At 50.5% G+C, this 23,816-nt stretch carries 22 protein-coding genes and 2 pseudogenes; 10 read left to right on the top strand and 14 right to left on the bottom strand.

The genetic code is table 11. From position 1 onward, the window contains the following. The 9 genes and pseudogenes from ACERJC_RS03780 to ACERJC_RS03740 form a co-directional block, all read right to left on the bottom strand. The gene (locus ACERJC_RS03780) at window positions 1–708 is read right to left on the bottom strand and encodes a fimbrial biogenesis chaperone (RefSeq protein ID WP_373671060.1); all 708 of its coding nucleotides are present in this window, start codon (window positions 706–708) and stop codon (window positions 1–3) included. An 80-nt stretch (window positions 709–788) separates the two neighbouring features. Continuing rightward, the gene (locus tag ACERJC_RS03775; RefSeq protein WP_373671059.1) at window positions 789–1,328 is read right to left on the bottom strand and encodes a fimbrial protein; all 540 of its coding nucleotides are present in this window, start codon (window positions 1,326–1,328) and stop codon (window positions 789–791) included. A 234-nt stretch (window positions 1,329–1,562) separates the two neighbouring features. Next, window positions 1,563–1,789 (bottom strand): annotated as a pseudogene (locus ACERJC_RS03770) (integrase core domain-containing protein); the annotation flags it as partial. A gap of 310 nt (window positions 1,790–2,099) precedes the next feature. Then, on the bottom strand, window positions 2,100–2,384 hold the full coding sequence (ihfB, locus tag ACERJC_RS03765) for an integration host factor subunit beta (protein ID WP_002463068.1): 285 nt from the start codon (window positions 2,382–2,384) through the stop codon (window positions 2,100–2,102). Window positions 2,385–2,531: 147 nt separating this feature from the next. Continuing rightward, entirely contained in the window at window positions 2,532–4,205 is a 1,674-nt protein-coding gene (rpsA, locus tag ACERJC_RS03760; protein ID WP_046478685.1) for a 30S ribosomal protein S1, read from the bottom strand. A 112-nt stretch (window positions 4,206–4,317) separates the two neighbouring features. After that, on the bottom strand, window positions 4,318–5,001 hold the full coding sequence (gene cmk, locus ACERJC_RS03755) for a (d)CMP kinase (protein ID WP_042320210.1): 684 nt from the start codon (window positions 4,999–5,001) through the stop codon (window positions 4,318–4,320). A 181-nt stretch (window positions 5,002–5,182) separates the two neighbouring features. After that, window positions 5,183–6,466 carry a 3-phosphoshikimate 1-carboxyvinyltransferase gene (gene aroA / locus ACERJC_RS03750; RefSeq protein WP_286633021.1) on the bottom strand — a complete coding sequence of 428 codons (1,284 nt, stop codon included), beginning with the start codon at window positions 6,464–6,466 and terminating at the stop codon, window positions 5,183–5,185. A 72-nt stretch (window positions 6,467–6,538) separates the two neighbouring features. Next, window positions 6,539–7,627 (bottom strand): 3-phosphoserine/phosphohydroxythreonine transaminase, encoded by a 1,089-nt coding sequence (serC, locus tag ACERJC_RS03745; RefSeq protein WP_373671058.1) that lies wholly within the window; start codon window positions 7,625–7,627, stop codon window positions 6,539–6,541. 203 nt (window positions 7,628–7,830) lie between these two features. After that, on the bottom strand, window positions 7,831–8,523 hold the full coding sequence (locus ACERJC_RS03740; RefSeq protein ID WP_152405256.1) for a DUF421 domain-containing protein: 693 nt from the start codon (window positions 8,521–8,523) through the stop codon (window positions 7,831–7,833). A 135-nt stretch (window positions 8,524–8,658) separates the two neighbouring features. On the opposite strand from ACERJC_RS03740, the gene ycaO reads away from it, so the two are divergent. The 4 genes from ycaO to pflA all read left to right on the top strand — a co-directional run bounded on the left by ycaO (window position 8,659) and on the right by pflA (window position 15,090). Beyond that, the gene (gene ycaO / locus ACERJC_RS03735) at window positions 8,659–10,419 is read left to right on the top strand and encodes a 30S ribosomal protein S12 methylthiotransferase accessory factor YcaO (protein WP_373671057.1); all 1,761 of its coding nucleotides are present in this window, start codon (window positions 8,659–8,661) and stop codon (window positions 10,417–10,419) included. A gap of 405 nt (window positions 10,420–10,824) precedes the next feature. Then, window positions 10,825–11,682: a formate transporter FocA gene (gene focA, locus ACERJC_RS03730; RefSeq protein WP_046478675.1), complete on the top strand. Its 858-nt coding sequence runs from the start codon at window positions 10,825–10,827 to the stop codon at window positions 11,680–11,682. Between the two features lie 180 nt (window positions 11,683–11,862). Then, complete coding sequence (pflB, locus tag ACERJC_RS03725) at window positions 11,863–14,145, top strand: formate C-acetyltransferase (protein ID WP_152405259.1); 2,283 nt, start codon at window positions 11,863–11,865, stop codon at window positions 14,143–14,145. A gap of 204 nt (window positions 14,146–14,349) precedes the next feature. Beyond that, complete coding sequence (gene pflA, locus ACERJC_RS03720; protein ID WP_152405260.1) at window positions 14,350–15,090, top strand: pyruvate formate lyase 1-activating protein; 741 nt, start codon at window positions 14,350–14,352, stop codon at window positions 15,088–15,090. 59 nt (window positions 15,091–15,149) lie between these two features. On the opposite strand, the gene ACERJC_RS03715 is transcribed toward pflA, so the two are convergent. Beyond that, a complete protein-coding gene (locus tag ACERJC_RS03715; protein WP_373671056.1) occupies window positions 15,150–15,998 on the bottom strand; it encodes a MurR/RpiR family transcriptional regulator in 849 nt (282 codons plus the stop codon). A 120-nt stretch (window positions 15,999–16,118) separates the two neighbouring features. Between ACERJC_RS03715 and ACERJC_RS03710 the strand changes: the two genes are divergently transcribed. The 5 genes from ACERJC_RS03710 to ACERJC_RS03690 all read left to right on the top strand — a co-directional run bounded on the left by ACERJC_RS03710 (window position 16,119) and on the right by ACERJC_RS03690 (window position 19,900). Beyond that, a complete protein-coding gene (locus tag ACERJC_RS03710; protein ID WP_152405262.1) occupies window positions 16,119–16,394 on the top strand; it encodes a PTS sugar transporter subunit IIB in 276 nt (91 codons plus the stop codon). A gap of 17 nt (window positions 16,395–16,411) precedes the next feature. Further along, a complete protein-coding gene (ulaA, locus tag ACERJC_RS03705; protein WP_152405263.1) occupies window positions 16,412–17,677 on the top strand; it encodes a PTS ascorbate transporter subunit IIC in 1,266 nt (421 codons plus the stop codon). 12 nt (window positions 17,678–17,689) lie between these two features. Then, window positions 17,690–18,490 carry a transketolase gene (locus ACERJC_RS03700; RefSeq protein ID WP_286633019.1) on the top strand — a complete coding sequence of 267 codons (801 nt, stop codon included), beginning with the start codon at window positions 17,690–17,692 and terminating at the stop codon, window positions 18,488–18,490. Continuing rightward, on the top strand, window positions 18,487–19,404 hold the full coding sequence (locus tag ACERJC_RS03695) for a transketolase family protein (RefSeq protein ID WP_152405265.1): 918 nt from the start codon (window positions 18,487–18,489) through the stop codon (window positions 19,402–19,404). Before ACERJC_RS03700 ends, ACERJC_RS03695 begins: the two co-directional genes overlap by 4 nt. Window positions 19,405–19,465: 61 nt before the next feature. Beyond that, window positions 19,466–19,900, top strand: coding sequence for a PTS sugar transporter subunit IIA (locus ACERJC_RS03690; protein ID WP_286633018.1), 435 nt, complete (start codon window positions 19,466–19,468; stop codon window positions 19,898–19,900). Between the two features lie 5 nt (window positions 19,901–19,905). On the opposite strand, the pseudogene ACERJC_RS03685 reads toward ACERJC_RS03690, so the two are convergent. Further along, window positions 19,906–20,057 (bottom strand): annotated as a pseudogene (locus tag ACERJC_RS03685) (amino acid permease); the annotation flags it as partial. 154 nt (window positions 20,058–20,211) lie between these two features. Continuing rightward, window positions 20,212–21,360 (bottom strand): MFS transporter, encoded by a 1,149-nt coding sequence (locus ACERJC_RS03680; RefSeq protein WP_152405267.1) that lies wholly within the window; start codon window positions 21,358–21,360, stop codon window positions 20,212–20,214. A gap of 313 nt (window positions 21,361–21,673) precedes the next feature. On the opposite strand from ACERJC_RS03680, the gene ycaC reads away from it, so the two are divergent. After that, window positions 21,674–22,300, top strand: coding sequence for an isochorismate family cysteine hydrolase YcaC (gene ycaC / locus ACERJC_RS03675; RefSeq protein WP_373671055.1), 627 nt, complete (start codon window positions 21,674–21,676; stop codon window positions 22,298–22,300). A gap of 31 nt (window positions 22,301–22,331) precedes the next feature. On the opposite strand, the gene ACERJC_RS03670 is transcribed toward ycaC, so the two are convergent. Further along, window positions 22,332–23,195, bottom strand: coding sequence for a dimethyl sulfoxide reductase anchor subunit family protein (locus ACERJC_RS03670; RefSeq protein ID WP_373671054.1), 864 nt, complete (start codon window positions 23,193–23,195; stop codon window positions 22,332–22,334). A 1-nt stretch (window position 23,196) separates the two neighbouring features. Then, complete coding sequence (gene dmsB, locus ACERJC_RS03665) at window positions 23,197–23,814, bottom strand: dimethylsulfoxide reductase iron-sulfur subunit DmsB (RefSeq protein ID WP_152404782.1); 618 nt, start codon at window positions 23,812–23,814, stop codon at window positions 23,197–23,199. Window positions 23,815–23,816 lie beyond the last annotated feature (2 nt).

The following is a 23,816-nucleotide window of genomic DNA, read 5'->3' as shown; positions in this document are numbered from 1 at the left end:
TTAATTAATTTTCTGAGAAAACGTTTTTGATGTTATACCGAAATCATTTACCGCTTCCCATTCAACAACAGAACCGTTCATGGGCGCATGTTTAAGCTGATAAGTTTTATCTGAAAAAGGCGCAATTACAGTATTATTATCAACAACCGATACAGGTATAGTTTCTTTATCAACGCTGATTTTGCTTAATACTAAGTTAAACGGGGACGTATTTTTTACTACCGCAGTTTTACCTGATACGTTCCAGTTAAGGTTTTTAGCTGCTTCTCCCGGATCGCCTTTTAATCCTTCAGGGCGGAAAAAAAACTTAATGCGATTATTAATCGCTAATACCATTCTGTTTTCGACTTTTGATTCTTCTTCATTCAATCCAGGTACGCCCTTTACGTCCAACCAGAAAAGACTTTCCCGATTGGTAGGCAGGCCACTGCCTAAATAGACAATGCGAATGACATTATCACTTTTAGGAGCCAGCCTGAAAAGCGGTGGTGTAACCACAAAGGGCAATTTTTTAACTTGAGTACTATCACCTGCATCAAGCCAGGATTGAACAAGATACGCGCGGTCTTCATTGCTATGGATACTGACCGTAACATCACCTTCTTTTTCACTGTAAATCAGGCGATCGGCATTAAGGGTCAGCGAACTATACGCTGCCCCGGATAGAGAAATTGAAACCCAAAAAGCAGCAATGCTAAACTTATTCATTTTGGTTAATCCAAATAAAGAAAAACTGCGCGCTATATATAATCATAATTGCGATAAGACAAAAAAAGAAAATTAAGAAACTAGAGCCTATCGACTTCAACTGTAATGGTCGATTGTACGAGACCTGGTGACGATGGTGTGTCATACAATTTAACCATACCAACATAGAATAGATAATCATTGCCTAATGTTGGAACATCACTAACGTTAGGTATTATTGTGTTTTTCCCATAACCATATACACCTATACCAATGCCCTGTGCTGCACCAGAGCCAGTGGATGAATTTTCGAAGCTATTTCCCAACGAGCTATCTGCCGTGCCGGTGAATTTTAACGCAACGGACCCACCACCATTATTCTTACAATTATCCCCCGACATTCTGACCATGTTAGTTGTGCCAGATACCGAATCTTTATAGTGACCTTGCATGGGCAGATCTTTAATATCTTGTGCACCAAGTGGCATGTAATTACGATCAAGCTCAACAGTGCACCCAGCGTTAGTTTCTTGCACAACGCCTGTAATATTGAGACTAGCGGAAGTATCCTCAGAGAAGGCTGACGCCATACAGCAAATCCCCAAGCCGCTTATTAGTACATTGATAGCAATTTTTCTCATTTCTAGTGTCCCTACGCAAATAACTTACTGTTTAAAAGAAAAGTCCAACCTGGCCATTTCGAACTTATCTAGTATACATAAAGAAAGAAATTTTAGATCGGAAATAAAATCCATATCTGGAATTGCCTCCGCATCGAACTCATTGAATTGCTAAATAAAAGATTGATATTTTTATAGGGAACGTGCATGAATTAATCTGAGATTATATTATTTAATGATTAATGTGCCTATATCATTATATTCCCTGCACCAATTATTGGGTTTATATTGCGTATCTTCCAGTGGCAGGAGCCCGCGAATGTACAGGAATTCATCACGCAGGCTGACGTTAAATGATTCAATGAAGTTATCTGTCGCTTTCCGGGCTGCGAAAAGTCGACTGTCACTCCGTGCTCGCAGACTCATTTATCCTGACTTTTTGAAATTAACTCGCTGTCATTGTCCGTCTGGGTCCGTACCGGTCAGTGTTTACCCAGCATTGTCCCCTTCCAATACACTGACCACATCCCCGACAGACGCTGGCTTTTGGTGGAATCAAGAACCCGAGCCCCCTTCGAGAAGAATGGCGTGATGAAAACAGGAAAGTAAAGCGGGTTCAGGCCAGGGGCGGGTATCGTCAAGTCAGGTAGAAAGCAAATAAAAAAGCCCCATCAGAGAATTGATGAGGCTGTTATTCGTCTGCCCGCAGGATCGTTCAACCGACCGTTTTGCTTAACCGATCGGTGTTATCCTTAACGGTGCGTTATTCTGATTCAAGTTTTACGTTAAAACTTAACCGTAAATATTGGCGCGATCGCGCAGTTCTTTACCCGGTTTAAAGTGCGGAACATATTTTCCTTCCAGATCCACTTTATCGCCAGTCTTCGGGTTACGCCCGGTACGTGGTGCACGGTAATGCAAAGAAAAGCTGCCGAAACCGCGGATTTCAATACGCTCGCCCTGTGCAAGAGTCGAGGCCATATGCTCCAGCATCTCTTTTACTGCATCTTCAACCGCTTTCGCGGGAATATGAGATTGCTGAGTGGCAAGTCTTTCAATCAATTCTGACTTGGTCATGATTCCTCCGGTTCCAATAAGCTGCTGCTGTCGCATTGATTAAGGGCGGCCGTAGCCGCCCTTTGTCATTGATTACAGAACGAATTCTATAATCTGTCAAGTATTCTCATCTGACTTCGGGATGAAACATCCCGAAGTATCAAAGAATTACTCGCCTTTAGCTGCTTTGAAAGCTTCAGCCATTGCGTTGTTAGAGAAGTTTGCATCTTCCTGTTTGTTAACAGTGGCGATGGCATCTTTCTCATCAGCTTCGTCTTTAGCACGAACAGACAGGCTGATTGCACGGTTCTTACGGTCAACGCCGGTGAATTTAGCTTCAACGTCGTCACCCACGCTCAGAACCAGGGTAGCATCTTCAACGCGGTCACGGGATGCTTCAGAAGCGCGCAGGTAACCTTCAACGCCGTCAGCCAGTTCTACGGTTGCGCCTTTCGCGTCAACTGCAGTCACTTTACCGTTTACGATTGCGCCTTTCTTGTTCAGTGCAACCCAGTTGTTGAACGGATCTTCTGCCAGCTGCTTAACGCCCAGAGAGATACGCTCGCGCTCTGCGTCAACCTGCAGAACAACTGCTGCGATTTCGTCGCCTTTTTTGTATTCACGAACCGCTTCTTCGCCTGCAACGTTCCAGGAGATGTCAGACAGGTGAACCAGGCCGTCGATGCCGCCGTCCAGGCCGATGAAGATACCAAAGTCAGTGATAGACTTGATTTTACCTTCAACACGGTCACCCTTGTTGTGGGTTTCCGCGAACTGCTGCCATGGGTTAGATTTGCACTGCTTCAGGCCCAGGGAGATACGACGACGTTCTTCGTCGATATCCAGAACCATGACTTCCACTACGTCGCCAACGTTAACAACTTTGGACGGGTGGATGTTTTTGTTGGTCCAGTCCATTTCGGAAACGTGAACCAGGCCTTCAACGCCTTCTTCGATTTCAACGAAGCAGCCGTAGTCAGTCAGGTTGGTCACGCGACCGGTCAGTTTGGTACCTTCCGGATAACGCTTAGCGATAGCAACCCACGGATCTTCGCCCAGCTGTTTCAGGCCCAGGGATACACGGGTACGTTCGCGGTCGAACTTCAGCACTTTAACAGTGATTTCGTCGCCAACGTTTACGATTTCGCTCGGATGCTTAACGCGTTTCCATGCCATATCGGTGATGTGCAGCAGGCCGTCAACGCCACCCAGATCAACGAATGCACCGTAGTCAGTGAGGTTCTTAACGATACCTTTAACTTCCATGCCTTCCTGCAGGTTTTCCAGCAGCTGATCGCGCTCTGCGCTGTTTTCGGATTCGATCACGGCACGACGAGAAACAACAACGTTGTTGCGCTTCTGATCCAGCTTGATGACTTTGAACTCAAGCTCTTTGCCTTCCAGGTGCAGCGTATCGCGCACCGGACGAACGTCTACCAGTGAACCTGGCAGGAACGCACGAATGCCGTTCAGCTCAACAGTGAAGCCGCCCTTAACTTTGCCGTTGATAACACCGACAACAGTTTCAGCGTCTTCGTATGCTTTTTCCAGCGTGATCCAAGCTTCATGACGCTTAGCTTTCTCACGGGACAGCAGGGTTTCGCCGAAGCCGTCTTCTACTGCGTCCAGCGCAACGTCAACTTCGTCACCGACCTGGATTTCCAGCTCGCCGGCTGCGTTTTTGAACTGCTCTGCAGGGATTGCAGATTCAGATTTCAGGCCCGCATCAACCAGAACGACGTCTTTGTCGATAGCAACAACAACGCCACGAACGATGGAACCCGGACGGGTTTCGATTGTTTTTAAGGATTCTTCAAATAGTTGAGCAAAAGATTCAGTCATGTTTAATCTTCGAAGTTAGATTTAACGTCCACCTGACACCATGTCGGATGGGGTTGTTTAACATACCCGCTGTCATTCCATTGCAACGGGGGTACTGCAAATTCGGTCGCTCTTAAGCGAGTGCCAGTTTTTGGCGCGCGTATTGTAGCGCTTTTTCAATCACTTGCTCAATGCTTAATCGTGTGGAATCTAAAACTAAAGCATCAGCAGCGGGAACCAGCGGCGCTACAGCACGGTTTCGGTCGCGATCGTCACGTTCTTTGATCTCGGCCAAAAGGCGCTCAAAGTTAACACTAAAGCCTTTCTCCTGCAACTGTAGCATACGGCGATGCGCACGTTCTTCCGAAGAGGCGTCAAGGAAAATTTTCACTGGCGCATCCGGGAAAACTACCGTTCCCATGTCGCGTCCGTCGGCGATAAGTCCTGGCGCTTCACGGAAAGCGCGTTGACGACGCAGCAGCGCTTCGCGCACGCGAGGGAACGCAGCAACCTGAGAGGCGGCATTGGCGACTTCCTGCGTGCGGATTTCACCGCTAACGTCTTCTCCTTCCAGAATCACTTCCAGATTTCCGTCCGTTGAGACAAAGCGGACATCAAGATGGGTTGCCAGCGGAACCAGCGCGTCTTCTGAGGCGACATCGACATGATGATGTAATGCCGCCAGCGCCAGCACGCGATAGATTGCGCCTGAGTCCAACAGATGCCATTGCAATGCTTCCGCCATCGCTTTGCACAAGGTGCCTTTTCCTGCACCGCTTGGGCCATCAATGGTAATTACCGGGGCAATTGCCGTCATCTTTATCTCCTTAAACAGGCGTTCTGTTAACGTAAACGCCGCGCATTATACGCGCCAACGCCCACAATCGTTAACGTTGTGTGCAAAAACCGGTTTAGTCTGTAATCAGATGAAGAATAATTGCGCAATTATAGCGGGCTGGTGAGCAACCAGCCCGAAAGATGACAATGTTTTACGTTTATCAGGCAGGTGTGCTGATACGCGCCAGCTGTTCGAAATAGTCAGGGAAGGTTTTGGCGGTACATTTGGGGTCAAGGATCGTGACCGGCGTGTCAGATAGCGCCACCAGCGAGAAACACATCGCCATGCGATGATCGTTATAGGTGCCAATTTCGGCAAACTTCAGCTTGGCTGGCGGCGTGATGCGAATAAAATCCTGCCCCTCTTCCACTTCCGCGCCAACCTTGCGCAGTTCAGTCGCCATCGCAAACAGGCGGTCAGTCTCTTTGACACGCCAGTTATAGATGTTGCGAAGCGTCGTCGTACCTTTGGCAAACAGCGCCGCGGTGGCAATGGTCATCGCCGCATCCGGAATGTGGTTCATGTCCATGTCGATTGCGTTGAGCTCTCCGCGGGTACAGGCGATAAAGTCGTCACCCCAGGTCACGGTCGCGCCCATCTTCTCCAGCACATCGGCAAAGCGAATATCGCCCTGCATGCTGTTGCGGCCAATCCCGGTCACTTTCACCGTCCCGCCTTTAATTGCGCCTGCCGCAAGGAAATAGGAGGCCGATGAAGCATCACCTTCAACCAGATAGTGGCCCGGAGATTGATACTGCTGACCGCCTTTGACCACAAAACGCTGATAGCTCTGGTTCTCTATCTCAACGCCAAAGGTTTTCATCAGGTTCAACGTGATATCAATATACGGTTTCGACACCAGCTCACCTTTAATGCCAATCACCGTATCCTGTGGTGCCAGAGGCGCGGTCATCAGCAGCGCGGTGAGGAACTGGCTGGAGACGCTACCGTCAACCTCAACCTGTCCACCGGTAAACCCGCCACGCAGTCGAAGCGGTGGGTAGTTTTCCTGTTCCAGATACTCAATGTTCGCCCCGCCCTGACGCAGTGCATCCACCAGATGACCAATCGGACGCTCTTTCATGCGCGGTTCGCCAGTCAGCACAATATCGTTTGCGCCAAGGCAGAGCGCGGCGGCCAGCGGTCGCATCGCCGTTCCGGCATTGCCCAGAAACAGTTCTAACGCGCCGTCGGCATGCAGAGGACCAGCATTGCCAGTGATTTCGCAGCGGGTACGATCCGCAGAAAGGGTGTAATCAATCCCCAACGCACTCAGGGCATTGAGCATATGGCGAACGTCATCGCTGTCCAGCAGGTTGGTCAGCACGGTGGTGCCATGTGCTAACGCCGCCAGTAACAACGCGCGGTTAGATACGCTCTTCGAGCCTGGCAGATTAATCGTGCCATCGACCCGTGCGATGGGTTGTAACGTCAGGGATTCCATGAAACTCAACTCTCAAAAGACAGAAATAAAAACCCCACAGACAACGCTGTGGGGATGAAAAGAGACTACAGATTAGCCGCGGCGACGCTCGAAATCGGTCATGAAATCGGCAAGCGCTTTTACCCCTTCCAGCGGCATCGCGTTATAGATAGAGGCGCGCATACCGCCGACAACGCGATGGCCTTTCAGCGCATGCAGACCGGCGGCAAACGATTCTTCCAGGAAGAGCTTATCCAGCGCGCTGTCAGCCAACTGGAACGGCACGTTCATACGTGAACGGTTGGCTTTCGCCACATCGTTACGATAGAAGTCGCTGTTATCAATCACGCCATACAGCAGTTCGGCTTTCTGCTGGTTGATTTTATCCATCGCTGCCACGCCGCCATTGGCTTTCAGCCATTTGAACACCAGGCCAGAAAGGTACCAGGCGAAGGTCGGCGGCGTATTGAACATCGAGTCATTGTCGTTCAGCACGGCGTAATCAAGGATCGACGGACAGGCCACATTCGCTTTACCCAGTAAATCTTCGCGCACGATGACGAGCGTCAGACCCGCCGGGCCAATGTTCTTCTGCGCGCCGGCGTAAATAATGCCGTAGCGAGAAACATCCAGCGGCCCGGAAAGAATGGTTGAGGAGAAATCGGCGGTCACCACCACATCAGAACCAAAATTGGGCGTTTCGTTAATCGCGATGCCATCGATGGTTTCGTTAGGGCAGTAATGCAGATACGCCGCATCAGCAGAAAGCTGCCACTCGCGCATTGGCTTCACGCCGCGCAGGCCATCAACCGAGACTTTGGCATCAATCACATTCGGCGTGCAGTATTTTTTCGCTTCTTTAACGGCGCTGGCAGCCCAGTAGCCGGCATCAACGTAGTCAGCCGTGGTTTTGTCGCCCAGAATGTTCAGCGGAATAGCGGAAAACTGGCCGCGACCACCGCCGTGACAAAACAGCACTTTGTAGTTGGAGGGGATATTCAACAGATCGCGAAAATCCTGCTCCGCTTCTTGCGCGACCTGGATGAATTCTTTTCCGCGGTGGCTCACTTCCATGACGGACGTACCAAGACCGTTCCAGTCACAAAGATCCTGTTGAGCCAGTTTGAGCACGTCTGCCGGTAGCATTGCCGGACCTGAACTAAAATTGAAGACCTGAGCCATTTCCCCTCACCACGTTGTGTTGTTATTAACCCAACCTCTTTTCGTACATGAACAGACATTGGGTATAAGTTATTCCTGTGGATATCGGTTTTATCATTCAGTGACACGCGCCGCAATGGCTAAAACGGAGCAGAGCAAAAATGAGTGTTCGCTCACACAACAGAATCTTCGGGATTGACGATGAAAGACCGATATTTTTGCTGTCAGACGACCCGTTTTGCCCGGCTGGCCTTCGACCATTCTGGATTTTTGCAACGTGGACAAAATTGGCTATCCCCGGCGCTCATGCCGACAACTTCGCTGCAGCGCACGCAGGCGTAATCCCCTGCTTCCGGCATGACCCTGAAGCGCTGCGTGCAATATTCAGGCAGAATGCTAAGCCCTGGCTTCACCTTTTCGTCTGCAAAGAAATAGACGCTGATCTGCCCGTTCGTTTCGAGGATCGCCAGTCTGACCTGCCCCAGTTGCTCCACACCGTTCAGCCGCAGTTCCATAAAGAACTCAAATTCGGTCATGTTGGCGTTACCCAGCTTCGACCAGGCTAACTCGCCGTCTTCGATGATAACGACGGGCTTGCCTTCCAGCAGATCTTCCAGCGCTTCGCTGCGCGCCATCAGCCACATCACCAGCCGGTACAACATCGCCAGAGTAATGAAGACCACCAGCACTGGCAGCATGGGCACATCGTCATAAAAAGCCACATCCCCTGCCGCCGACCCCAGCGTCAGAATGATCAGCACTTCGAATAACGACATCTGTCTTACGCCGCGCCTGCCCGTCAGTTTGAGAAACAGGAACACCAGAATAAAGGTGTAGAGACTGCGCAGCGCAACTTCCCAGAGGAATTCCAGCGGCACTTTGTCGAGCGCCATTCGTTGTAAATCAAATGCTTTCATTTTTATGCCCTTAACGCAGGTACTGGATAAAAGCATAGCCAAAACTTTTATTTGCGCCGCGTCCGTGGCGGCGATAGCGTCAGTCACATAAAACCCGTATCATTGCGCGCTTTCCGTACGACAAAAGTGATTTTCATGACGCAAACATTTATCCCCGGCAAAGACGCCGCACTGGAAGACTCCATCGCTCGCTTCCAGCAGAAACTCCTCGACCTCGGTTTCCATATTGAAGAGGCCTCGTGGCTGAATCCGGTGCCGAACGTCTGGTCTGTACACATTCGCGATAAAGAGTGTGCGCTGTGCTTTACCAACGGCAAAGGGGCGACAAAAAAAGCCGCGCTGGCGTCGGCGTTGGGCGAATATTTTGAGCGTCTGTCGACCAACTATTTCTTTGCCGATTTCTGGCTGGGTGAAACCATCGCCAATGGTCCATTCGTGCATTATCCGAACGAGAAATGGTTCCCGCTGACCGAAAATGACGACGTACCGGAAGGCCTGCTGGATGCGCGCCTGCGTGCTTTCTACGATCCCGAGAACGAACTGACAGGCAGCATGCTGATCGACCTGCAGTCTGGCAACGAAGAGCGTGGTATCTGCGGTCTGCCGTTCACCCGCCAGTCGGATAACCAGACCGTCTATATTCCGATGAACATTATCGGCAATCTGTACGTCTCGAACGGGATGTCTGCCGGTAACACCCGTAATGAAGCCCGCGTGCAGGGGCTTTCTGAAGTCTTTGAACGTTACGTGAAGAATCGCATTATTGCCGAAAGTATCAGCCTGCCGGAAATCCCGGCCGACGTACTGGCACGCTACCCGGCGGTGGTGGAATCGATTGCGACGCTGGAAGCAGAAGGTTTCCCGATCTTTGCCTACGACGGTTCTCTGGGCGGTCAGTATCCTGTTATCTGTGTCGTCCTGTTTAATCCGGCTAACGGCACCTGCTTTGCCTCCTTCGGTGCACACCCTGACTTTGGCGTCGCGCTGGAGCGTACGGTGACGGAGCTGTTGCAGGGCCGCGGCCTGAAAGATCTCGATGTTTTCACGCCACCGACCTTCGACGATGAAGAAGTGGCTGAGCATACCAATCTGGAAACGCACTTCATTGACTCCAGCGGTCTGATCTCCTGGGATCTGTTCAAACAGGATGCCGACTACCCGTTCGTTGACTGGCGTTTCTCCGGTACAACAGAAGAAGAATTCGCTACCCTGATGGCTATCTTCAACGCGGAAGATAAAGAAGTGTACATCGCCGATTACGAGCATCTTGGCGTCTACGCCTGCCGGATCATCGTGCCGGGGATGTCCGATATTTATCCTGCGGAAGATTTGTGGCTTGCCAATAACAGCATGGGCAGTCATCTGCGCGAGACCCTCCTTTCATTGCCGGACAGCGCCTGGGATAAAGAAGACTACCTCAACCTGATTGAACAGTTAGACGAAGAAGGGTTTGATGATTTCACCCGCGTTCGTGAACTGTTAGGTCTGGCAACCGGTCCGGATAACGGCTGGTACACCCTGCGTATTGGCGAGCTGAAAGCGATGCTGGCGCTGGCAGGTGGCGATCTGGAACAGGCGCTGATCTGGACTGAATGGACGATGGAATTTAATGCGTCGATCTTTAGCGCTGAACGGGCGAATTATTACCGTTGCCTGCAAACGCTGCTGCTTCTGTCGCAGGAAGAAGAGCGTGAACCGCTACAATATCTGAACGCGTTTGTCCGCATGTATGGCGCAGAAGCGGTGGAGGCTGCCAGCGCAGCGTTGAGCGGTGAAGCGGCCTTTTATGGTTTGCAGCCGGTTGACAGCGATCTGCATGCGTTCGCGTCACACCAGTCGCTGCTGAAGGCCTATGAGAAGTTACAGCGCGCAAAATCTTCATTCTGGTCAAAATAAAGACAATTAACCTACGCTGAGTAGGTTTAAATAATCGTCTGAGCTATATTACGGGGCGCACTGAGCGCCCCGTTTTACTTATTTTTGGCTGCTCAAAAATAAATGTAATAACAAGGTTAAATATTGGTAGTTGATATTATACAACTTAACGGTTAGTTGTTACTTTGCAAGTCAATTACTCCATATTAATTAACTGGCCAACAGACCCAGGAAGGAAAATTTTCAACTCATTTGCTAAATTTTAAAATTTATTTTTATCATATTAATCAATAAATTACTCCGTAATTGCATAAAAACCATGCGTATTACGGGCCTATAAGCCAGGCGAGATATGATCTATATCAATTTCTCATCTATAATGCTTTGTTAGTATCTCGTCGCCGACTTAATAAAGAGAGAGTTAGTGTGAAAGCTGACAACCCTTTTGATCTTTTACTCCCTGCAGCAATGGCCAAAGTGGCCGAAGAGGCAGGCGTCTATAAAGCAACGAAACATCCGCTTAAGACTTTCTTCCTGGCAATTACTGCCGGTGTGTTCATTTCCATCGCCTTTGTTTTCTATATCACTGCAACGACCGGTACTGGTACGATGCCCTTTGGTATGGCGAAACTGATTGGCGGTATCTGCTTCTCTCTGGGGTTGATTCTTTGCGTCATCTGCGGTGCAGACCTCTTTACGTCAACCGTGTTGATTGTCGTCGCCAAAGCCAGTGGTCGTATCACCTGGGGTCAGTTGGCAAAAAACTGGCTCAACGTCTATTTTGGTAACCTGATTGGTTGCTTGCTCTTTGTGCTGTTGATGTGGCTTTCTGGCGAATATATGGTCGCCAACGGCCAGTGGGGATTTAACGTCCTGCAAACCGCCGACCACAAAATGCACCATACTTTTATTGAAGCCGTCAGTCTCGGTATCCTCGCAAACCTGATGGTATGCCTGGCCGTCTGGATGAGCTACTCAGGCCGTAGCCTGATGGATAAAGCGTTTATCATGGTTTTACCCGTTGCGATGTTTGTTGCCAGCGGTTTTGAGCACAGTATCGCAAACATGTTTATGATCCCGATGGGTATTGTAATCCGCGATCTCGCTACACCGGAGTTCTGGAGCGCAGTTGGCTCGGCTCCGGAAAATTTTTCTCACCTGACCGCGATGAACTTCATCACTGATAACCTGATTCCGGTTACGATCGGCAACATTATCGGCGGGGGTTTGTTGGTTGGGTTGACATACTGGGTCATTTATCTGCGTGACAACGATCATCATTAATTGATGTCGCGATACACGAAATCATTCAAGTTGCATTGAGGCGGCAAGTGAATGAGTTCCCAGGAGCGTACACACAGTACGTGACTGGGGCGAATGAGCGTAGCCAACAAAGAGGCAGCTTGAAGGATGAAGTGTATATACGCAGTAAATAAAAAATCCACTTAAGAAGGTAGGTGTTACATGTCCGAGCTTAATGAAAAGTTAGCCACAGCCTGGGAAGGTTTTACCAAAGGTGACTGGCAGAATGAAGTAAACGTCCGTGACTTCATTCAGAAAAACTACACTCCGTACGAGGGTGACGAGTCCTTCCTGGCTGGCGCAACTGATGCGACCACTGCACTGTGGGACAGCGTAATGGAAGGCGTTAAACAGGAAAACCGCACTCACGCGCCTGTTGACTTTGACACCTCTGTTGCTTCCACCATCACTTCTCACGACGCTGGCTACATCAATAAAGCACTTGAGAAAATCGTCGGTCTGCAAACTGAAGCTCCGCTGAAACGTGCGATCATCCCGTTCGGTGGTATCAAAATGGTTGAAGGTTCCTGCAAAGCGTACAATCGCGAACTGGACCCGATGCTGAAAAAAATCTTCACTGAATATCGTAAAACCCACAACCAGGGTGTTTTCGATGTTTACACCAAAGACATTCTGAACTGCCGTAAATCCGGTGTTCTGACTGGTCTGCCGGATGCATATGGCCGTGGCCGTATCATCGGTGACTACCGTCGCATTGCGCTGTACGGTATCGACTTCCTGATGAAAGACAAATACGCTCAGTTCGTTTCCCTGCAGTCCGATCTGGAAAACGGCGTAAACCTGGAAGCGACTATCCGTCTGCGTGAAGAAATTGCTGAACAGCACCGTGCACTGGGCCAGATCAAAGAGATGGCGGCTAAATATGGCTGCGATATTTCCGCACCGGCAACCAACGCACAGGAAGCTATCCAGTGGACTTACTTCGGCTACCTGGCTGCGGTTAAGTCTCAGAACGGCGCTGCAATGTCCTTCGGTCGTGTTTCCACCTTCCTGGATGCATACATCGAACGTGACCTGAAAGCAGGCAAAATCACAGAGCAAGACGCTCAGGAAATGATTGACCACCTGGTCATGAAACTGCGTATGGTTCGTTTCCTGCGTACGCCTGAATATGATGAACTGTTCTCCGGTGACCCGATTTGGGCAACGGAATCTATCGGTGGTATGGGCGTTGACGGCCGTACTCTGGTAACCAAAAACAGCTTCCGCTTCCTGAACACCCTGTACACCATGGGTCCGTCTCCGGAGCCGAACATCACTGTTCTGTGGTCTGAAAAACTTCCTCTGAACTTCAAAAAATTCGCCGCTAAAGTGTCTATCGACACCTCTTCTCTGCAGTATGAGAACGATGACCTGATGCGTCCGGACTTCAACAACGACGACTACGCTATCGCTTGCTGCGTAAGCCCGATGATCGTTGGTAAACAAATGCAGTTCTTCGGTGCCCGTGCAAACCTGGCGAAAACCATGCTGTACGCCATCAACGGCGGCGTTGATGAAAAACTGAAAATGCAGGTTGGTCCGAAATCTGAACCGATCAAAGGCGACGTGCTGAAGTTCGACGAAGTGATGGAACGCATGGATCACTTCATGGACTGGCTGGCTAAGCAGTATGTCACCGCGCTGAACGTTATCCACTACATGCACGACAAGTACAGCTACGAAGCCTCTCTGATGGCGCTGCACGACCGTGACGTTATCCGCACCATGGCGTGTGGTATCGCTGGTCTGTCCGTTGCGGCTGACTCCCTGTCTGCTATCAAATATGCGAAAGTTAAACCGATTCGTGACGAAGACGGTCTGGCTATCGACTTCGAAATCGAAGGCGAATACCCGCAGTTTGGTAACAACGACGCGCGCGTTGATGACATGGCGGTTGACCTGGTTGAACGTTTCATGAAGAAAATTCAGAAACTGAAAACCTACCGTGATGCTATCCCGACTCAGTCTGTTCTGACCATCACCTCTAACGTTGTGTATGGTAAGAAAACCGGTAACACCCCAGATGGTCGTCGTGCTGGCGCGCCGTTCGGACCAGGTGCTAACCCAATGCACGGTCGTGACCAGAAAGGTGCTGTTGCCTCTCTGACCTCCGTTGCTAAACTGCCGTTTGCTTACGCGAAAGATGGTATCTCTTACACCTTCTCTATCGTTCCGAACGCACTGGGTAAAGACGATGAAGTTCGTAAGACCAACCTGGCAGGCCTGATGGATGGTTACTTCCATCATGAGTCTTCCATTGAAGGTGGTCAGCACCTGAACGTGAACGTCATGAACCGTGAAATGCTGCTGGACGCGATGGAGCATCCGGAAAAATATCCGCAGCTGACCATCCGCGTTTCCGGTTACGCAGTACGTTTTAACTCCCTGACGAAAGAACAGCAGCAGGACGTTATTACTCGTACCTTCACTCAGACCATGTAATGTGTTTTGACTGAAATCACGCGTTAAAAGGCGTACAATAGAGGCTCCACGGAAGTGGGGCCTTTTTAACAGGTCGTTTCCCAAACACAGCCTGTTTTGTCAGCTATCTATACTCAATGGATAACCGCCAAAACAGACTCGACACAGCCAATGAGCTGTGCACCAACACGGCCCCGGATGGGCCACATCTGGAGAAACACCGCAATGTCAGTTATTGGTCGCATTCACTCCTTTGAATCCTGTGGTACCGTTGACGGCCCGGGCATCCGCTTTATTACTTTCTTCCAGGGCTGCCTGATGCGCTGCCTGTATTGTCATAACCGCGATACGTGGGACACGCATGGCGGTAAAGAAGTCACCGTTGAAGAACTGATGAAAGAGGTCGTGACCTATCGCCACTTTATGAACGCATCCGGCGGCGGCGTAACGGCATCGGGCGGTGAAGCCATCCTGCAAGCAGAATTTGTTCGCGACTGGTTCCGTGCCTGCAAGAAAGAAGGTATCCATACCTGCCTGGATACCAACGGTTTTGTCCGCCGCTACGACCCGGTGATTGATGAACTGCTGGAGGTCACCGATCTGGTGATGCTCGATCTTAAGCAGATGAATGATGAGATCCACCAGAACCTCGTCGGCGTTTCCAACCATCGTACGCTGGAATTCGCCCGCTATCTGGCAAACAAAGATATCAATGTGTGGATCCGTTACGTCGTCGTGCCTGGCTGGTCTGACGATGACGACTCAGCGCATCGACTCGGTGAGTTTACCCGCGATATGGGCAACGTTGAGAAAATCGAGCTCCTGCCCTATCACGAGCTGGGTAAACACAAATGGGTGGCGATGGGCGAAGAGTACAAACTGGATGGCGTACACCCACCGAAGAAAGAGACCATGGAACGCGTCAAAGGCATTCTCGAGCAGTACGGTCATAAAGTGATGTACTAAGTTTTGCCACCAGGCCTGATAAGCGCAGCGCTATCAGGCCGCAACACAAGCCAAATGCATTACGACATAAAATATTCCGACAGTTTATTCGCCACACTCTCAATCGAGAAGATGCTCTTCTGATGCGCTTTGCGGCACTCTGCATAGCGTTCATCCTGTTCCTCCAGCGCATTGAGTAATCGGTCCGCAACCATCATTGCCCCAGCAATTTCAGCAAACCCATACTCTCCCTCTCCCTTCAGCGCCACTGCAGCCTGTAAATTCCAGTCAGAAAGACGACTCAATGGTGCAAAGGTTCCTCGCGTAAGCGAAAGAATTCGGGCTCCATGCTGTTTTGACAGGGTCAGTGCCTGCATCATATCGGCTGACGTCTGCTCAGTGTGAACGACAATAATTCCCTGACTCTGTGACTCAACCATCACGGATGATGTTGTGAGATAAAAACGATCGACAAAACTTGCCGCCTTACCCATTTTGATCAGATTCATCTGCAAAAAGAGCGCAACCGGTACTGCCGTGCCAACGGCATAAATTGCGACATTATTCACCTGGTTGAGCCAGGTGGCAGCAGCCTGTAATTCCTGTGTATTGATAATGGCATGACTGTCGCGAATACTCGCCACAACAGCAGAGATCTCCGCGTTTCCCGGCTCTTCAGGACGTGCAGCCCCCTGCTCCAGAGCAAGCGCAGTTCTGAAATCTGAGAAACCTTTAAAACCAAATGCCCGGCAAAAACGCGTAATACTCCCCTCACTGGTTTCAATCGAATCGGCTAACTCAGTAATTGTGTGTCGCATCACAAAGTCAGGATTTTCCGTCACAAAATGACCCACCTTTTCCAGGATTGGGCTAAGCCCACTGGCCTCATTTCTGATGTTTATCAGCAAGTTAGTATTAATCTGACTCATTTTTCGCCTTTTTGCTCAAAATGCATACACAATCACATTTTTCTGCCCACACAAAGATAATAATTTTTTTTGTTTTACATTCAATAAAAATAATTATTTTTACAAAACAGGAGAAGTGACATGAAAGGTCTTATTGTCTGTCGTACCGGCATGGGCAGCTCCTTAATGCTCAAAATTAAAGCACAGAAAATCATCGATAAGAATGGATGGGATGTCGACCTTGAACATGATGTGCTGTCAGGTCTCGCCACCTGGCAAGGGATCGACTTTGTTATCACCATGCGCGACCTCACTGATGAAATAGAAGCTGCCGGATTCAGAGCCATCGGTATAACCGATTTGATGAATAGCGAAGAAATGGAAACCGCGCTCACCAGCGTCATTCAGGGCAACTAACCTCTCCCGGAGGCAATATGGATCTCCTCAGGTTTATTGTATTCGACATTCTGGGTGTAACCCCACTTTTAGTTGGATTTATTGCACTAATAGGTCTGTTAATCCAACGTAAGCCAATTGAAAAAGTCTTATCCGGCACATTCAAAACCATCGTCGGTTTTCTGGTTTTCGCCGGTGGTGCCGGATTGGCCGTCACCTCTCTGGGTAATTTCCAGACGCTGTTCAGCGATGGATTTGGACTTAAAGGGGTGATGCCGCTGGCAGAAGCGTTAACCGGGTTGGCACAGACCAAATTTGCCATGTGCGTGTCCCTGATTATGGTTATCGGCTTTGGCTGGAATCTGCTCTTTGCCCGCGTTACGCCGTTCAAGTACATTTTTTTGACCGGTCAACATAACCTCTATCTCTCCGCTTTACTCACTGTCACATTGAAGGCGCTGGGTTACAGTGATGGTATTACGATTATCGTCGGTTCTGTATTGTTGGGGCTGGCGGCCTGTATCTATCCTGCAATCGCCCAACCCTGGATGCGAAAGATTACCGGTAATGATGAAATTGCCATGGGCCATTACGTCACGCTGGCTTACGCTGCTTCTGGTTGGATCGGTTCGAAAGTGGGCGATCCCAAAGAGTCTACGGAAAAACTTAACCTCCCTGGATGGTTGGGAATTTTTAAGGACTACATTGTCTCTGTCTCCATCTCAGTCAGTATTTTCTATTACATCGCCGCATTAGCCGCTGGCAAAACAGCCGTCACTGCCGTGGCGGGAGGCATGCATTGGCTGGTCTATCCGTTATTTCAGTCACTCACCTTTACCGCCTCTCTTTACATCATTATCACCGGGGTTCGTTTGCTACTTTCGGAGATCGTTCCAGCATTCCTTGGGATCTCTGAGAAATTCATCCCAAATGCTAAACCCGCGCTCGATTGCCCGGTCGTGTTCCCTTACGCACCAACTGCCACCGTACTAGGCTTTATTTCTTCATTTGTTGGTGGGTTGGTGGTGATGGGAATACTTGCGCTGATCGGTCAGACCGTCATTATTCCCGTCGCTATTCCCTATTTCTTCATTGGGGCAACTGCTGCTGTTTTCGGTAACGCCTCTGGAGGCTGGAAAGGTGCCGTTGTGGGCAGTTTTATTACTGGCATTCTTATCGGGATCGGCCCGGCACTTATCTACCCCATTATGGAATCTGTAGGACTCTCCGGCACCAGCTTCCCGGAAACCGACTTTGTTGCACTTGGTCTGGTGGTGTATTACATCGGCAAAATGCTGCCCTGATAAGGAGTAAACATGAATATAGATGAACTGAAATCACATGCGCTGGCAGCTCGCCGCGATATTGTAAGCATGATTTATGAATCCGGGATTGGTCACCCAGGCGGAGCACTTTCTGTTATTGATATCCTGACCTGGATTTATCATCAGGAAGTCGATCTTGATACCACACCACGCGCCAGGGTGGTTATGAGCAAAGGCCACGCCGTCGCCGCACAGTACGCCATGCTGTACCAGAAAGGGAAAATAGCGCGCAGCGAATTCAACACCTTTCGCCAAATCAACTCGCGCTTACAGGGGCATCCCAGCGTGAAATCGCTTCCAGAAGTTGATGCTACCACCGGACTATTAGGCCAGGGACTTTCCGTGGCACTGGGGATGGCAGCGGCGAAGAAGAAGGCTCAGGATCCACACCGTGTCTTCGCCATTATTGGCGACGGTGAAATGCATGAAGGTCAGATTTGGGAGTCATTGCAGCAGGCTGGTCATATGAAGATGGATAATCTGGTAGCGATTATCGACTACAACGGTTTCTCATCGCACGATCCCGTCAATGAGGTTATCAACCTTGAGCCACTCGCCGATAAAATCCGCACCTTTGGCTGGCACGTACTTGAACTGCAAAATGGCAACGATATGCACCAGATTGCCGATACGTTGCTGCTATCACGTCATCTAAAAGGAAAACCCGTAGCCATTGTTGCGCATACGGTCAAAGGCAGTGGCGTCAGCTATATGGAAAATAACGGCGACTGGCATTCAAAAACCCCAAGCACGGAGCAATATCAGCAGGCAATGGAGGAGTTACAGTCATGAGAGCACCACGTGATGAGATTGGCAATGCTCTGCTCGCTCTGAAAGATAAAGGCTATCCGGTTGTTGTTATCGATAGTGATTTAGCGAGCTCAACCCGTACCGATCAATTCCAGAAATCCTGGCCTGATGCCTTCTTTGAAATGGGGATAGCCGAAGGCTCCGCCATGAGTTTCGCCACAGGGCAGGCACTGGAAGGAAATATCCCGTTCTATGTTAACTTTGCGATGTTCGTTACCGGCACCGCCTGGACCCAATTACGTCAGGCCTGTTATGCAAAAGCGAATATCAAGCTGGTTGGCAGTCATCCTGGTATGGATGATGGTCCGGATGGCGCGTCACACCATGCGCTGGAAGATCTGGCTTTAACACGTGTTTTGCCCGGGATCACGATCCTGACACCGGCAGATGCGGAAGAAGTTGAAGCGGCTTTCGAACAAGCAGCAAACATTCACGGTCCCGTCTACATTCGCGTTGCGCGGGAACCGATGCCAGTACGTGATAAATCAGCTGTTCCACGCGTCACTGACATAGACGCTGTGGAGGATTCTGGCAACGACTTTGCCATCCTCTATGAAGGTACGGTACTGGAACAAGCCAGTGCCGGTTATGAACAGCTCCACTCAACAGGTAAACGTGGCAAGCTCATTCATGTTGCCACGCTAAAACCATTTAACCGACAGCGATTCCTGCAATTAATTGCAGGTTGTCCGCAAATTGTAACGATAGAAAATCACACAATCACCGGTGGACTGGGTGGACAAGTCGCCGAAGTGCTTGCAGAAGAAGGATTAGGTACAAAGCTGATCCGTCTTGGGACACAGGATACCTTTACTGAGTCAGGGAACAGTCGTCAGTTAAAAGAGAAATATGGGATTTCAGCATCTGCTGTCTATAACGCGCTGAGTAAAGGCTAATGAATACCGGATGGCACTTCCCGGAGTGCCATCCGGTGAGAACAAACGGCAAGGAACAACAATGACATCAACGCTCTTTTCCGCCTGCCAGTTTCGCGAACGATGCGATTCCTGGCAAGATGCGGTGAAAATGACCTGCTTACCACTGGAAAAACAGAAAATCATTACCAGCGGATATGCACAGGCAATCATCCACGCCACAGAACAGACCGGACCCTGGTATATTTTGAGCCCTGAGTTTGCCCTGCCGCATGCCCGTCCTGAAGAGGGTGTTCTGAGTAGCAAGTCGCATTTATCACTCCTGTGCCTGAAAGAACCTGTACCGTTCCCGGGTCATCCGAACGTGCAACTGGTGATTGTCCTTGCCGCTGCCAACAGCTCTCAACATATTGAAATGATTCAACAGCTGGTGTGCTGGCTCGATGAGGCGGACCATTTGCAGCAACTGAGCAATATCACCAGCCCGGCGCAACTACACTCCTTGCTTGAATCCTGAAATAATCACGCTTTTCTACGCGCCAACAGTGGGAAGATGAGACCAGGGCCCACCAGCACAAACGGAGTGGCGATATTCAGCGTAAGCTGGAATATCCATTCGGGCGTAAACGCGTCCATTTTCGGGAAAATCCCGTCAGGCCAGCAAATGCGGTAAACGTGGAAAGCGGTACTGGAAGGGTGAAAAACGCAAAACGTCTGAACGCGTTATTTTCATGAAAATAGCCTATATCACCGGAGTTCAATCATCCCCTGGCATATATACAAAAAACAGTATGCAATAACACAGCATTGCATACTGTTTGCGCAGAATTAAACGTGGGCAACCGGATTCGGGGTATGCCCGGCATTGCGCAGCAGCATCAGTAAATAAATAAACGACACGCTGGCAATCATAATAAACAGAAGATTATCGGAATAATTCTGCATCAACATGGCGGTGAAGGAAGGGCCTAACAGGCTGCCGACGGTATAGCTCAGCAGCAGCGCCTGGTTCATCGCCACCAGTTGGTGATGTTCTACTTTTTCACAGGCCCAGGCCATCGCAACCGGATAGAGCGTGAAGCCCGCGGCCCCCAAAATGAAGAGAGCGGGTGCCATCGCCGCCTGGCTTAACATCGCTACGCTCCCCAGGATCACCACAAACACCTGCACGCGTAGCACCAGCAGTCGACCAAACTTATCCGCCAGTCGCCCTATTGGCCACTGGCCGAGGATACCCGCGCTGACCAGTACCGCCATCCAGAAACCGATGCTGGCATTGCTCATCCCCTGATGATTGAGATACAGCGGCATCAGGCCGTACAACGAGCCGAGGACAATCCCGGAAATGATACAGCCATTGACACCCAGTCGCGCCTGGCGCAGTTTCAGCATTGCGGTGATCGGTGTGACGTTATGTTCTTCTGATTGCTGATTAAGGATACGGGTAAAGAGCAGCGGTAAAATCCCTGCCAGAATCAATCCCGTGGCCCACGGCAGTACGTTCATCAACTCCGTAGAGACTTTGCTGACCAGCAACTGCCCGAGGAACGTCCCCACATAGTAGACCATCATGTAGGCCGCCAACAGGCGACCGCGGTTGCGTGATGTCCCGCTGCACATCAGCGCACTCTCAACGACAACCCAGATCATGGCGCAACCCACGCCTGCGACAAAGCGCCATGCCAGCCAACTCCAGAAACCAACCATCACACCAAGCCCTACGCAGCCCGCGGCAAAGATCAGCGAGGCAAGGTAGTAGCTACGGTTAAACCCGAGGCGTTTGATTAACTGTCCTGTCAACAGCGTCCCGACCAGGTTACCGGTGAAATAGGACGAACTGACCATACCCACCTGCCACGTCGGCAGGTTTTCCTGGGCGAGCCAAAGCGGGACGAGCGTGTTCAGCACCGCGATCGCCAGGGTCAACAGAAGTAGACCAGCCAGCAACAGCATGACGGGTCGGGTATAGGTGGACATGAGTATAAACCGTGAGGAAGTTCAAATTTCACGCGCATCATGCCACCAACAAAAACATTGTCAATCGGCGCAAACCGTGGCGTGGTGGCCTTTCATACCCTTCGATTGAATTTATTGATTAAGATTATGAATTATTGCTGACTCACATGAGTCAGGTTGCTGTTTTTATTGATTTAACGCAAAAGAGTTCCGTTTCGCTTAGTCGAAAAATCTCATAGTTCCGGCAGCATTTTTTTTCCGTTCTATGCTTTGAGTGAACCTTATGCGCCTGAATGAATCTGGGCGCATAGTTGACTCAAGCAAGGAGAAGAGAATGACCAAGCCTTATGTTCGTCTCGATAAAAACGACGCTGCGGTTCTTCTGGTTGATCACCAGGCCGGACTACTCTCACTGGTCAGGGATATTGACCCTGATAAATTTAAGAATAACGTGCTCGCACTGGGTGATTTAGCCAAATATTTTAAGTTACCTACCATCCTCACCACCAGTTTCGAAACCGGACCAAACGGACCGCTGGTCCCTGAATTAAAAGCCCAGTTTTCCGATGCGCCCTACATTGCACGTCCAGGCAACATCAACGCCTGGGATAACGAAGACTTTGTGAAAGCGGTTAAAGCCACGGGTAAAAAACAGTTGATTATTGCCGGCGTGGTAACCGAAGTCTGTGTGGCCTTCCCAGCGCTGTCGGCCATTGAAGAGGGCTTTGACGTCTTTGTAGTGACCGATGCTTCAGGGACGTTTAATGAAATTACCCGCCATTCAGCATGGGACAGGATGTCGCAGGCTGGCGCACAGTTGATGACGTGGTTTGGTGTGGCGTGTGAATTGCACCGCGACTGGCGTAATGACATCGAAGGGCTGGCGACGCTGTTCTCCAATCATATTCCGGATTACCGCAATCTGATGACCAGTTACGATACGTTGACTAAGCAGAAATAAAAAAACCGGGGCGAAAGCCCCGGTTCATCACTTAGCTGGCAACCGCCATACCGACGGTCATATGCAGGCCATAGAATACGCCTCGACCAATCAACTCCCCCACCAGCAGCAGAATAAAGGCCACTGACAGCAGCGGAACCGCAGGCTGATAACCTTTCAACTGTGGGACAACCCAGCAGCACAATGCCACCGCCAGAACCCCAATACGCCAGGCCATCAGCGAACCGTAGTCCGGTACCAGCGCAGAAGCCTGCTGAACAGAGCTGTGAATGGTCGCCAGTTCCGCCCCCTGCATCACCGACATGATGGCACTAACCACCAACGCCAACAGTGAAACCGCAGGCAGCAGACGCATCGCCCAACCATCAACACCCGCCACGCGCAGCAGCAGATAGCCCAACAGCGGGCCGCCCATCAACAGCGTCAGGAAGAAGCCCAGCGGTGTCCAGACGCTGTACCAGGTCGGTACGGTATCGATACTGTTATAAACGCGCACCATCATCCAGACGAACAGCACACCCAGTACCATTGTGAGCAGCAGCCACAAGTTACGCAGGGCCGGTGTGAGCTTTTTCAGCACGGCCAGCAGCCAGCCAATCCCACCAACCGCAAAGAAAATAGAACCGCTGGCAATTTCATTACTCAGCGCCGACGATCCTACGCGGTTAAGCGAGTTAAGCGCCCGCATTGGCGAGCCAAGGTGCAGCATGGAAGCGATAAAGCCGATGCCCATCAGCACCCACAGCGCGAACATGCAGGTAATCACGCGCTGTTGCGTTTCTGCCCGCAGGTCGCCTTTCATCAGCGCCAGCGCCAGAACAATGAAGCCACCAACCACACATTGTCCGAAGACCGTAAAGATCATCAGCGGCCATTCATGCCATCCACTTCCCATCTTACACCTCCTTCGGATTCGCCAGATAACCGGTGGTATCCCCGGTCGGACGGCTGTTGGCATTCGGTTTGATCACAATACTCGGCTTCGTGAAGTGCGCACCCGGCAGCGGCGCAACGGCAGCCAGTTCACCGTGTTTCTTACGCAGTTCGTCGATGGGGCCGAAATCCAGTGCGCGCAGTGGACAAGATTCCACGCAGATCGGCTTTTTGCCCTCTGCCACGCGGTCATGACAGCCATCGCACTTGGTCATGTGACCCTTAGCGGCGTTGTACTGCGGCGCGCCGTACGGGCAGGCCATATGGCAGTAGCGGCAGCCGATGCAGATATCTTCATCCACGACCACAAAACCGTCTTCCCGTTTGTGCATCGCGCCGCTCGGGCAGACCTTGGTACAGGCCGGATCTTCGCAGTGGTTGCAGGCAATGGACAGATAGTAGGCAAATACGTTCTGATGCCAGACGCCGTTGTCTTCCTGCCAGTCTCCGCCCGCGTATTCATAAATGCGACGAAAGCTGACATCCGGAGTTAAGTCTTTGTAATCTTTACAGGCCAGTTCGCAGGTTTTACAACCGGTGCAACGGCTGGAATCAATAAAAAATCCATACTGGGTTGTCATCG

Source organism: Citrobacter telavivensis (assembly GCF_041807075.1).
GTDB classification, from domain to species: Bacteria; Pseudomonadota; Gammaproteobacteria; order Enterobacterales; family Enterobacteriaceae; genus Citrobacter_A; species Citrobacter_A telavivensis.
The sequence above is the reverse complement of the archived record's forward strand: the minus strand, read 5'-3'. Positions and strand labels throughout refer to the sequence as shown.